The 11532-nt window shown below is 69.5% G+C and carries 11 protein-coding genes, 1 rRNA gene and 1 riboswitch; of the genes, 11 read left to right on the plus strand and 1 reads right to left on the minus strand.

Annotated elements, in window-relative coordinates; genetic code table 11:
• The 11 genes from rrf to ABZ490_RS25225 form a co-directional block, all read left to right on the plus strand.
• Positions 1 to 95: ribosomal RNA gene (gene rrf / locus ABZ490_RS25175) — 5S ribosomal RNA — on the plus strand; the annotation flags it as partial.
• Between the two features lie 111 nt (positions 96 to 206).
• On the plus strand, positions 207 to 815 hold the full coding sequence (locus tag ABZ490_RS25180) for a CDP-alcohol phosphatidyltransferase family protein (protein ID WP_358993956.1): 609 nt from the start codon (positions 207 to 209) through the stop codon (positions 813 to 815).
• Between the two features lie 116 nt (positions 816 to 931).
• Positions 932 to 3427 carry a mannose-1-phosphate guanyltransferase gene (locus tag ABZ490_RS25185; RefSeq protein WP_358993959.1) on the plus strand — a complete coding sequence of 832 codons (2496 nt, stop codon included), beginning with the start codon at positions 932 to 934 and terminating at the stop codon, positions 3425 to 3427.
• A gap of 98 nt (positions 3428 to 3525) precedes the next feature.
• Positions 3526 to 4431, plus strand: a complete 906-nt coding sequence (locus ABZ490_RS25190) for a DUF881 domain-containing protein (protein WP_358993962.1) — start codon at positions 3526 to 3528, stop codon at positions 4429 to 4431.
• Positions 4428 to 4760, plus strand: a complete 333-nt coding sequence (locus ABZ490_RS25195) for a small basic family protein (RefSeq protein ID WP_003988855.1) — start codon at positions 4428 to 4430, stop codon at positions 4758 to 4760. The genes ABZ490_RS25190 and ABZ490_RS25195 overlap by 4 nt, the downstream gene beginning before the upstream one ends.
• Positions 4761 to 4765: 5 nt before the next feature.
• The gene (locus tag ABZ490_RS25200) at positions 4766 to 5599 is read left to right on the plus strand and encodes a DUF881 domain-containing protein (protein WP_358993964.1); all 834 of its coding nucleotides are present in this window, start codon (positions 4766 to 4768) and stop codon (positions 5597 to 5599) included.
• Positions 5600 to 5681: 82 nt separating this feature from the next.
• Positions 5682 to 6566 carry an FHA domain-containing protein gene (locus ABZ490_RS25205; protein ID WP_358994362.1) on the plus strand — a complete coding sequence of 295 codons (885 nt, stop codon included), beginning with the start codon at positions 5682 to 5684 and terminating at the stop codon, positions 6564 to 6566.
• Between the two features lie 42 nt (positions 6567 to 6608).
• A complete protein-coding gene (locus ABZ490_RS25210) occupies positions 6609 to 7346 on the plus strand; it encodes a MerR family transcriptional regulator (protein ID WP_358993967.1) in 738 nt (245 codons plus the stop codon).
• A gap of 84 nt (positions 7347 to 7430) precedes the next feature.
• Positions 7431 to 7904, plus strand: coding sequence for a bifunctional nuclease family protein (locus ABZ490_RS25215; protein WP_055634823.1), 474 nt, complete (start codon positions 7431 to 7433; stop codon positions 7902 to 7904).
• A gap of 244 nt (positions 7905 to 8148) precedes the next feature.
• Entirely contained in the window at positions 8149 to 8835 is a 687-nt protein-coding gene (locus ABZ490_RS25220; protein WP_358993971.1) for a MerR family transcriptional regulator, read from the plus strand.
• 56 nt (positions 8836 to 8891) lie between these two features.
• Entirely contained in the window at positions 8892 to 10340 is a 1449-nt protein-coding gene (locus tag ABZ490_RS25225; protein ID WP_358993973.1) for a DNA polymerase IV, read from the plus strand.
• 518 nt (positions 10341 to 10858) lie between these two features.
• On the opposite strand, the gene ABZ490_RS25230 is transcribed toward ABZ490_RS25225, so the two are convergent.
• Positions 10859 to 11230 carry a PRC-barrel domain-containing protein gene (locus tag ABZ490_RS25230; RefSeq protein WP_358993976.1) on the minus strand — a complete coding sequence of 124 codons (372 nt, stop codon included), beginning with the start codon at positions 11228 to 11230 and terminating at the stop codon, positions 10859 to 10861.
• 112 nt (positions 11231 to 11342) lie between these two features.
• A riboswitch (glycine riboswitch) is annotated at positions 11343 to 11438 on the plus strand.
• The last annotated feature ends 94 nt before the right edge of the window (positions 11439 to 11532 follow it).

Raw genomic sequence — 11532 nt, forward strand, 5'->3', positions numbered from 1 at the left:
AAACGCCCGGTTACATTCCGAACCCGGAAGCTAAGCCTCACAGCGCCGATGGTACTGCAGGGGGGACCCTGTGGGAGAGTAGGACACCGCCGAACTCCTTTTAGAGCTCTGGCTCTTGGGCCCACTATGGCCCAAGAGCCAGAGCTTTTTTGCGTTGAGGTAGGGTCAGGGGGCATCGTTGGCACGTTTTCTATGGAGGCCCCCGGGTGGAGGTCCAGGAGACCCGCGTCCAGACAGACCGGGTCCTCACCATCCCGAACATCCTGAGCATGGCGCGTCTCCTCGGCGTACCTCTCTTCCTCTGGCTGATCCTCAGGCCTGAGTTCGGGGGCCCGCAGAGCGACGGCTGGGCGCTCCTGGTGCTGGCTCTGAGCGGCGTCAGCGACTACCTGGACGGGAAGCTCGCACGGCGCTGGAACCAGATCAGCAGCCTCGGCCGGCTGCTCGATCCCGCCGCGGACCGGCTCTACATTCTCTCGACCCTGGTCGGTCTCACCTGGCGGGAGATTCTGCCCCTCTGGTTGACGGCTGTACTTCTTGCGAGGGAACTGGTCCTGCTGGTGATGGTGGGCATCCTCAGGCGCCACGGTTATCCGCCGCCGCAGGTGAACTACCTGGGTAAGGCGGCCACGTTCAACCTGATGTACGCCTTCCCGTTGCTCCTGCTCAGTGACGGAAGCGGGTGGCTCGCGTCACTCGCTGCTATTTTCGGATGGGCGTTCGCAGGGTGGGGTACAACCCTCTACTGGTGGGCAGGAGTCCTCTACGTGGTGCAGGTCCGCCGCCTCGTTCGTGCGGACGCCATGGCCGGCTGAGCCCGTCGTCGGGCGGGGGCAGTAGTGGCTCGATGGCCCGCTTCGGAAAAGTGCGGGACAATCTGGATGGGTGAAGTCGGCTAGACCGTCGTCTCTTCTAGGAGGACGCTTCCGACATGAAGGCCGTCGTGATGGCCGGAGGCGAAGGCACACGCCTTCGCCCTATGACCTCGAGCATGCCCAAGCCGCTCCTGCCGGTGGCCAACCGGCCGATCATGGAGCATGTCCTGAGGCTGCTCAAAAGGCATGGGCTCAACGAGACCGTCGTCACCGTGCAGTTCCTGGCCTCATTGGTCAAGAACTACTTCGGTGACGGAGAAGAGCTCGGAATGGAGCTCAGCTATGCCAACGAGGAGAAGCCACTCGGAACCGCCGGAAGCGTCAAGAACGCGGAAGAAGCGTTGAAGGACGACGCCTTCCTCGTCATCTCCGGCGACGCTCTCACCGACTTCGACCTCACCGAGCTGATCAACTTCCACAAGGAAAAGGGCGCCCTCGTCACCGTCTGTCTGACGCGTGTGCCCAATCCGCTGGAATTCGGCATCACCATCGTCGACGAAGAGGGCAAGGTCGAGCGTTTCCTCGAGAAACCGACCTGGGGCCAGGTCTTCTCGGACACGGTGAACACGGGTATCTACGTCATGGAGCCCGAGGTCTTCGAGTACGTCGAGGCCGATGTGCCCGTCGACTGGTCCGGCGATGTCTTCCCGCAGCTGATGAAGGAAGGCAAGCCGATCTACGGCTTCATCGCCGAGGGCTACTGGGAGGACGTGGGCACCCACGAGAGCTATGTGAAGGCCCAGGCCGACGTGCTGGAAGGCAAGGTCGACGTCGAGCTCGACGGGTTCGAGATCTCCCCCGGAGTGTGGGTGGCGGAAGGCGCCGAAGTGCACCCCGACGCCGAACTGCGCGGCCCGCTGTACATCGGCGACTACGCCAAGGTCGAGGCCGGCGCGGAAATACGCGAGCACACCGTCGTCGGCTCCAACGTGGTGGTCAAGAGCGGCGCGTTCCTGCACAAGGCCGTCGTGCACGACAACGTGTACGTCGGGCAGCACAGCAACCTGCGCGGCTGTGTCGTCGGAAAGAACACCGACATCATGCGGGCCGCCCGGATCGAGGACGGCGCCGTCATCGGCGACGAATGCCTGATCGGTGAAGAATCGATCGTGCAGGGCAATGTGCGGGTGTATCCGTTCAAGACCATCGAGGCCGGTGCGTTCGTCAACACCTCGGTGATCTGGGAGTCCCGGGGCCAGGCGCATCTCTTCGGCGCCCGCGGGGTGTCCGGCATCCTGAACGTCGAAATCACACCGGAGCTCGCGGTCCGGCTCGCCGGTGCCTACGCGACGACGCTGAAGAAGGGCTCCACCGTCACCACGGCCCGCGACCACTCCCGTGGCGCCCGGGCCCTGAAACGGGCGGTCATCTCCGCGTTGCAGGCCAGCGCCATTGACGTACGGGACCTGGAGAACGTACCGCTGCCCGTGGCGCGGCAGCAGACGGCGCGGGGATCCGCCGGCGGGATCATGATCCGGACCTCGCCCGGGGTGCCGGACTCCGTGGACATCATGTTCTTCGACGGGCAGGGTGCCGATCTGTCGCAGGGCAGTCAGCGCAAGCTGGACCGGGTGTTCGCCCGGCAGGAGTACCGGCGGGCGTTCCCGGGCGAGATCGGGGATCTGCACTTCCCGGCCAGCGTGTTCGACTCGTACACCGGATCGCTGCTGCGGAACGTGGACACGACCGGGATCTCGGAGTCCGGGCTGAAGGTCGTGGTCGACGCGTCGAACGGCAGTGCCGGGCTGGTGCTGCCGAGTCTGCTCGGGAAACTGGGTGTGGACTCGCTGACCATCAACCCCGGACTGAACGAGGCCAGGCCCACGGAGACGGGTGACCAGCGGCGCTCGGGGCTCGTACGGCTCGGGGAGATCGTGGCCTCGTCCAGGGCGGCCTTCGGGGTGCGGTTCGACCCCGTGGGCGAGCGGCTGTCGCTCGTCGACGAGAAGGGCCGGATCATCGAGGACGACCGGGCCCTGCTGGTGCTGCTCGACCTGGTGGCCGCGGAGCGGCGCAGCGGGCGGGTGGCGCTGCCGGTGACCACGACGCGGATCGCCGAGCAGGTGGCGGCCTACCACGGGACGCAGGTCGAGTGGACGACGACCTCGCCCGACGACCTGACCCGGGTCGGCCGGGACGAGACGACGATCTTCGGCGGGGACGGCAAGGGCGGCTTCATCGTCCCTGAGTTCAGCAGTGTCTTCGACGGCACGGCCGCCTTCGTGCGGTTGATCGGGCTGGTGGCGCGGACGCAGCTCACCCTCAGCCAGATCGACGCGCGGATTCCGCGGGCGCACGTCCTGAAGCGGGATCTGGCGACCCCGTGGGCCGTCAAGGGGCTGGTGATGCGGCGGGTCGTCGAGGCGGCCGGAGACCGCTTCGTGGACACCACGGACGGCGTGCGGGTGGTCGAGACGGACGGGCGCTGGGTGATGGTCCTGCCCGACCCGGCCGAGGCCGTCACCCATCTGTGGGCGGAGGGGCCCGACGACGCCTCCGCGCAGGCCCTGCTCGACGAGTGGTCGTCGGTCGTGGACAGCGCCGGGCGCTGATCCGCGCAGCACACGCGCGTGCCGGACAGGCGTCCTCAAGGGGGCCTGTCCGGTTCGCCGGTGGGGCCATTCGGAGGTAGTGGTCGCGACGTGCGACGATGTGCGGCATGCCGCAGCAGCCCCCCGTTCGGAGCACACCCGCGCGCGTGTCGCGTCCGGACGCGTCCATGTCGCTGCTCACCAACGTCATGGACCACAGCCTCGACGACGGGTATGCCGAGGCCGCCGCCCGGAAGGAGTCCGAGGGCGCCGGCGGGCTGCCGAAGACGCTGCGGGCGAAGCTCGGCCTCGCGGGCGGGCTGGTGCTCGCGGCCCTCGTGGTGACCGTCGGGGCGGCCCAGGCGCGGATCTCGGCCCCGGTCGTCGCCAAGGAGCGCGAGGAGCTGGTCGACCGCGTCGACGCCGAGACCAAGGCGGCCGACGAGCTGGAGCGCACCGTGGACCGGCTGCGCGACGACGTGAGCGCCCGGCAGCGCGAGGCGCTGAAGCAGAGCGGCGGCGGAGACCGGGCGGATCTGGTGAGCGTGCTGTCGGGGGCCGTGGAGGTGCACGGGCCGGGGATCAAGCTCGTCGTCAACGACGCCAAGGAAGCCACCACCGGGGGTGACGGCGACCCGCGGGAGACCTCCGGGTTCTCCGACACCGGGCGCGTCCGTGACCGTGACATGCAGAAGGTGGTCAACGGACTGTGGGCGTCCGGGGCCGAGGGCGTCTCGATCAACGGACAGCGGCTGACGGCGCTGTCGGCGATCAGGGCCGCGGGTGACGCGATACTGGTCGACAACAAGCCGCTGGTGCCGCCGTACACGGTGCTCGCGGTGGGGGACGGGAAGAACCTCAGCGCCAAGTTCCAGAACAGCGCGGACGGCGTCTATCTGAGCGTGTTGCAGGAGAACTACGGCATCAGGACGTCGATTTCCGTGCAGGACGACGTCCGGCTGCCCGCCGCACCGAGTGTGATCGTACGTACAGCCGAGCCGAGAACTGAGAAGGGCACATCGTGATCGCCGTACTGGGCCTCGTCGTGGGAGTCGTGGCCGGCCTGTTGGTCCGGCCTGAGGTTCCGGCGGTCGTCGAGCCTTATCTGCCGATCGCCGTCGTGGCGGCCCTGGACGCCGTGTTCGGCGGTCTGCGGGCCATGCTCGACGGGATCTTCGACGACAAGGTCTTCGTGGTCTCGTTCCTGTCGAACGTGGTCGTGGCCGCGCTGATCGTCTTCCTGGGCGACAAGTTGGGTGTGGGCGCCCAGCTGTCGACCGGTGTCGTGGTCGTGCTCGGCATCCGGATCTTCTCCAACGCCGCGGCGATCCGCCGGCACGTCTTCCGGGCGTGAGGCCGATGAGCAACCAGGACGAGGTGGCTGAGAACACACTGCGCAAGGAGCTGCCGGCGGAGGTTCCGGCGCCCCCTGTGGTGGCCGAGGAGGAGCCGGAGGCCGCCGAGCCCGTGCTGACCGGCCGGCAGCGGCTGGCGAAGGGGCTGTGGCCGCCGCGGGTGACCCGGGCCCAACTCATCGTCGCCCTGCTGCTGTTCGGGCTCGGCTTCGGTCTGGCCGTCCAGGTCGCCTCCAACAGCGACAGCGGGAACGCCCTGCGCGGCGCGCGCCAGGAGGATCTTGTGCGCATCCTCGATGAACTGGATGACCGCAGTCAGCGTCTTGAGGACGAGAAGCAGGGACTCGAGAAGCAGCGGGCGGAGCTGGAGAACAGCTCCGACCAGGCCGAGGAGGCCCGTAAGCAGACGGTGGAGAAGGAGAAGCAACTCGGCATCCTGGCGGGCACGGTGGCCGCGCAGGGGCCGGGCATCACGATGACGATCGAGGACACGAAGGGGACGGTCGAGGCGGACATGCTGCTCGACGCGATCCAGGAGCTGCGCGCCGCGGGAGCCGAGGCGATCCAGGTCAACGACGTGCGGGTGGTCGCCGGCACGTACCTGACGGATTCGGACAACAGCGTGAGCGTCGACGGGAACAAGATCAACGCGCCGTTTCGTTTCAAGGTCATCGGCAACCCGCAGGACCTCGAGCCGGCGCTGAACATCCCTGGAGGCGTGGTGCAGACTCTTGAGAAGGAGCAGGCCACCGTGACCGTCGAGCGGTCGGACAAGATCGTCGTGGACGCCTTGCGAGCGGCGAAGCAGCCTGACTACGCTCGGTCGTCCTCCCCGTGAACCGGGGGTGCATGGGGGCGGTCCGGCAGGGGCATGAGGTTGCGGGGGGTCGACGCACCGATCGGGTGGTGCGTGGTGGAAACTGTCTGGTGGATACGGACGTTGTGAAGGTGTCCGGGTCGGCCGGTGTATTCATTCAGGGTTCGTCCTGCCCCACGGGCGGGTCTGTTTCGGTCAAGGGGAATCGCCCGTGAAGTTGTTTGCGAAGTTGTTCGGCAAGAGCGCGCGAGAGGGCAGCGACAACGCGACTGCCCGGCATCGCGCACAGCCCGACGCAGAGGGCCAGCGGCCGCTGTTCCGGGACCAGGTGTCCGGTTCGGGTGATGACATTCCCGGAGGTCAGGGCGCGGCGTCTGTTGACCCCGCACAGTCCGGCGGCATAGGTTTCGGCCAACCGTCAACCTCAAGTACGGGTGGAGGGTTTTCTCCCATGTCGGCCCTGGTGTGTACGAGGTGCGGTAACCGCAACGCGGAGAACAGCCGCTTCTGCTCCAACTGTGGCGCGCCGCTGCGTCCCGGTCTGACGCCGGAGCGTGCGTCGGAGACGACCTCCACCATCTCGATTTCCGGTCTCGAGGCCTACGACTCCGAGGCCACCGGCCAGACCCAGCTGCCGGCGCTCTCCCCGGAGGCGCAGGCCGCGGTCGACGCGCTGCCGTCGGGTTCCGCGCTGCTGGTGGTCCGTCGTGGTCCGAACTCGGGCAGCCGCTTCCTGCTGGACGGCGACCTGACGACGGCCGGGCGTCATCCGCAGAGCGACATCTTCCTGGACGACGTGACGGTCTCGCGTCGCCATGTGGAGTTCCGTCGCAACCCGGACGGCACCTTCAAGGTCGCGGACGTCGGCAGCCTGAACGGTACCTACGTCAACCGGGAGCGGATCGACGAGGTCCCTCTGTCGAACGGTGACGAGGTGCAGATCGGCAAGTACCGGCTGGTCTTCTACGCGAGCCAGCAGGGTTACTGACCCTCCCCCGGAGTCCATCCGGGGGGAACCAAGGGAAGGTCCATGCTTCAAACACCGAGGGGCGGTGCCGGACACGGCACCGCCGCCGCGGACGCCGGCCCGATGAGCATCGGCACCGTACTGAACGCGCTGCGGGACGAGTTTCCCGAGGTCACCATCTCCAAGATCCGTTTCCTGGAGGCGGAGGGGCTGATCGAGCCCCAGCGGACCCCCTCGGGGTATCGCAAGTTCAGCCCGCAGGACGTCGAGCGCCTGGGTCACGTACTGAGGATGCAGCGGGACCACTATCTGCCGCTCAAGGTGATCCGGGAGCATCTGGACGCCATGGAGCGCGGCGAGGCCGTGCCATTGCCGACCGTGGGGCGGCAGCGGGACGGAGAGGCCCTCACGGAGGCCGTGGAGGGGCCCACCGCGGCCCGGATCGGGCGGGCCGAGCTGCTCGCGGCCGCCGGGATCGACGAGTCGGCGCTGGTGGAGTGGGAGTCCTACGGGCTGCTCGTCCCGCTGGAGAACGGGGTCTACGACGCCGAGGCCGCCACCGTCGCCGCGCTCGTCGCCGAGCTGGGGCGGTTCGGGATCGAACCCCGTCACCTGCGGGTGATGAAGGCCGCGGCGGACCGTGAGGCGGGGCTGGTGGACCAGGTGGTCGCCCCCCTGAAGCGCCACCGCAACCCGCAGACCAGGGCGCACGCCGAGGCCCGTACGAAGGAGCTGGCCGACCTCACGGTCCGGCTGCACGCGGCGCTGGTGCAGACCGCTCTCGGCGTCCGGTTGCCCTGAGCCACCGGTTTCGCCCTGGGCGGATCGGTCACCCGTTCCCGGCCCGACTACCCAAACGTCCCGGGCACGGCCTAGGGTTGCTGTGTGAACGAGCTCGATGTCGTAGGTGTCCGGGTCGAAATGCCCTCCAACCAACCGATCGTGCTGCTGCGTGAAGTGGGAGGCGACCGTTACCTCCCCATCTGGATCGGACCGGGGGAGGCGACGGCGATCGCCTTCGCCCAGCAGGGCATGGCCCCCGCACGACCGCTGACCCACGATCTGTTCAAGGACGTGCTGGAAGCCGTCGGCCAGGAGCTCACCGAGGTGCGCATCACGGATCTGCGCGAGGGTGTCTTCTACGCGGAGCTGGTGTTCGCCAGCGGCGTCGAGGTGAGCGCGCGCCCGTCCGACGCCATAGCGCTGGCGCTGCGCACCGGGACGCCGATCTTCGGCAGCGACACGGTGCTCGACGACGCGGGCATCGCGATTCCGGACGAGCAGGAGGACGAGGTGGAGAAGTTCCGCGAGTTCCTCGACCAGATCTCGCCCGAGGACTTCGGCACCAGCAACCAGTAGCCGGAGCCCGGCCCGCGGCACGAGGAGGGCCGCAGGTCGGCCGACCTGTTTCAGGCACTTGCCAGCGGCGCGTGTGAGCGTCCTACGGCTCCTGCTCCACGCATTCGGCTAGCCTTTCCCCGCGGCGGGGTGCGGGAAACCACTCCTAGGGTGATTATCACTCGGCGTGGCGAGTGTGGCGATCGTTGACGCACCCCTGGTGACTGCCTACCGTCGAGAAGGCAGGTCAAGGACGGAGGTCGGCGTGAGAAGCAGCGGCGACGGTACGGCTGGGGGTGCCCCCGGACTCGGTGTCGGGGGAAGCGGTCCGTACCCTCCCCAGAGCTCTCGGCTGCGCCCGGGCAGGGGATACCCCCACCAGGGCGGCGCGGCCGAGCACGCGGCTCCGCAGCGACCCGCTGCCGTGCCGAGCAGCGGAGGGGCGGCGTCCATGGCGTCCGAGCAGATCGGCTACCGCGGACCGACGGCCTGCGCGGCCGCCGGCATCACCTACCGGCAACTCGACTACTGGGCCCGCACCGGGCTCGTCGAGCCGAGCGTACGGCCCGCGTACGGGTCCGGGACGCAGCGGCTCTACAGCTTCCGGGACGTCGTCGTCCTGAAGATCGTCAAGCGGTTCCTGGACACCGGGGTGTCGCTGCAGAACATCCGTACGGCCGTCCAGCATCTGCGGGAGCGCGGCTTCCGCGATCTGGAGCGGATGACGCTGATGAGCGACGGCGCGACGGTCTACGAGTGCAGCTCGCCCGACGAGGTCCACGCCCTGCTCCAGGGCGGTCAGGGCATCTTCGGGATCGCCGTCGGCGTGGTCTGGCGGGACGTGGAGGGCGCGCTGTCGCAGCTGCACGGCGAGCGGGTCGACACCGGGGAGACGCTCGTCGGGCCCAACCCGGCGGACGAGCTGGCGCGCCGGCGCAACCGGGCGGTCTGAAGCCCCGCCCCCGCCGGGCGGCCGCATTGTCAGTGGCGTGGTGCAGCATCGGAGATGTGAGAAACGCGCCCACGATCCTCCATCTCGACATGGATGCCTTCTACGCCCAGGCGGAGCAGGCGTCCAAGCCGAGCCTGCGGGGGAAAGCCGTGATCGTGGGCGGCATCGGGCCGCGCGGGGTGGTGGCCACGGCCTCCTACGAGGCCCGGGCCTTCGGGGTGCACTCCGCGATGCCCACGGCCCAGGCGCGCCGGCTGGCTCCGAACGCCGCCTATCTCGTCCCGCGCTTCGGTTTCTACCGCGGGATCAGCGACCAGGTCATGGGGCTCCTGCGGACGCTGTCGCCCCTCGTGGAGCCGCTGAGCCTGGACGAGGCGTTCGTGGATCTGGAGGCCGGGGGAGCGGCCTGGGACGGCGAGTCGGCCCGGCTGGCCGGCATCCGGCTGCGGGCGGACATCCGGGCGGTCACGGGCCTCACCGGGTCGGTGGGCCTGGCCGCCTCGAAGATGCTTGCGAAGATCGCCTCCGAGCAGGCCAAGCCGGACGGCCTGATCCTCATCGAGCCCGGCACCGAGCGGGCCATGCTCGGGCCCATGCCGGTGCGGACGCTGCCCGGGGTGGGCCCGGCCACCGGGGACCATCTGCGCCGGGCCGGGATCACCACGGTCGACGAGTTGGCCGAGGCCGGCGAGGACGAGCTGGTGCGCCTCGTGGGCAAGGCGCACGGGCACGGGCTGTACGCGATGGCGCTGGCGCGCGACGACCGGCCCGTGGTCGCGGAGCGGGAGGCCAAGTCGGTGTCGGTCGAGGACACCTACGACGTCGACATCCATGACCGGCTGCGGGTGGAGCTGGAGGTGAAGCGGCTGGCGGAGCGCTGTGTGCGCAGACTGCGGGGCTCCGGTCTGTCGGGGCGGACGATCGTGCTGAAGGTGCGGCGCTACGACTTCTCCACGCTGACCCGGTCGGAGACCCTGCGCGGGCCCACGGACGATCCGGCGGTGGTGCGGGAGGCCGCCGGGCGTCTGCTGGACTCCGTCGACACCACGGGCGGGGTGCGGCTGCTCGGGGTGGGTGTCAGCGGTCTGGCGGACTTCACCCAGGAGGACCTGTTCGCCCAGGCGGCGGGGGAGGAGGGGGGCGAGGGGGCCGCGGAGGAGGTTCCCGAGGAGTCTGCCGTGCCGGAGGCCCGGGTCGGGCACCGGTGGAGTCCCGGGTGCGACGTGGTCCACGCGGAGCTGGGGCACGGCTGGGTGCAGGGGAGCGGGCTGGGCCGGGTCACCGTGCGGTTCGAGACCCCGGAGTCGGAGCCGGGGCGGGTGCGGACCTTCCGGGTGGAGGACCCGGACCTGGCGCCGGCGGAGCCGTTGCCACTGGTGCGGCGAAGACCGGACGGGGACGGTGGAGACGGTGAGGATGGCGGGGACGGCCAGGCCGAGCGGAGCCGCCCTGCCCCCGGTACCGCACTTCCGGAGCATGGAGGCGGACTCGGCGACACCGGATGACCGGCTGATCCGCCGGGCGGTCTCCGACCCGCATCCGGCCCGCGTCGAGCACGGCCGCCCGCTGCTCGACCGCGCGCGGCCGTCCGGCGTGCGGCGCGCGGCCCGTCCGGCGCTGGCCCTCTGCCCTCCGGCGTTCCGCCGCCCTCCGGCGTTCCGCCGCCCTCCGGCGTCCCGGCGCCCGGCGTTCCGCCGCCCTCCGGCCTCCGGCGTCACCGCCGGGATCTTGGGGGACTTGACGCGCAGAGCCGAAACTTCCGCCGGTGAACGAGTACCGCTCAGACCCCCTCGGGCAGTTCAGCGGGCGGCAGGTCCCCCAGAGCCACGCCGTGCAGCCCCGGCCGTCTACCTCCACCACGTCGGAAGCCTCCGCCGGGATCTTCGCTGCCGCGGACCCCTCAGTCGCGTCGGCGACTCCCGCCGCCCGGCCTCCCGCCGCCCGGCCTCCGGCTTTCGGCTTCCTGTGCCCGGCTTCCTGAGTCCCGCGTCCCGCCTCCCGCCTCCGGCGTCCCGCGAGGAAGTCAGCTCTCGTCCGTGCCCGCCAGGTGGCCGAAGTTGTGGTCCGGGAGGGGTGGAGGAGCGGCGATGTCCAGGCCGTAGTGGTGGTAGAGCTGGAGTTCCTGTTCCGGGGAGAGGTGCCGGCCGACGCCGAAGTCGGGCGCGTCCTTGATCAGGGCCCGGTCGAAGGGGACGTGGAGCGTGCCCTCGACCAGCTCGCTGGGCTCCAGGGGGACGAAGGCGTCCCGGGAGAACAGCCCGGTGCGTATCGCGGCCCACTCGGGCACACCGGTCGCGTCGTCGAGGTAGACCTCGTCGACGGTGCCGATCTTGGTGCCGTTGCGGTCGAACGCCTTGCGGCCGATCAGGTTGCGCGGATCGATGTCGGTCTGCACGGGCCCTCCTCTTGGTCGCAACTCATCCGTAAGCACTACAAAAGAACACATCGGGACGAGCGGCCACTCGAGCAGGCCTCTTGGACCTCGCTGGTACTCTGACAACGGCTGCTGACCCCGTGCGGGAGAGTCCTCCGGAGATCACCGGAGGCGCCGAAGGAGCAACTCCTCCCCGGAATCTCTCAGGCACACGTACCGCGCGGACGAGGTCACTCTGGAAAGCAGGACGGATGTCGACGGCGTCGACGGCCTCCGTCCTCACCGACGGTGAAAGCCGGCTGCCCCGGTGGCGGCCGGTGAAG

This window comes from Streptomyces sp. NPDC005811 (assembly GCF_040630405.1).
Classification (GTDB): domain Bacteria; phylum Actinomycetota; class Actinomycetes; order Streptomycetales; family Streptomycetaceae; genus Streptomyces.

Bases quoted from the DNA above. Each gene is read 5' to 3' on its own strand.
- ABZ490_RS25185 (WP_358993959.1), top strand. From the start codon at position 932: ATGAAGGCCGTCGTGATGGCCGGAGGCGAAGGCACACGCCTTCGCCCT.
- ABZ490_RS25190 (WP_358993962.1), top strand. From the start codon at position 3,526: ATGTGCGGCATGCCGCAGCAGCCCCCCGTTCGGAGCACACCCGCGCGC.
- ABZ490_RS25200 (WP_358993964.1), top strand. From the start codon at position 4,766: ATGAGCAACCAGGACGAGGTGGCTGAGAACACACTGCGCAAGGAGCTG.
- ABZ490_RS25210 (WP_358993967.1), top strand. From the start codon at position 6,609: ATGCTTCAAACACCGAGGGGCGGTGCCGGACACGGCACCGCCGCCGCG.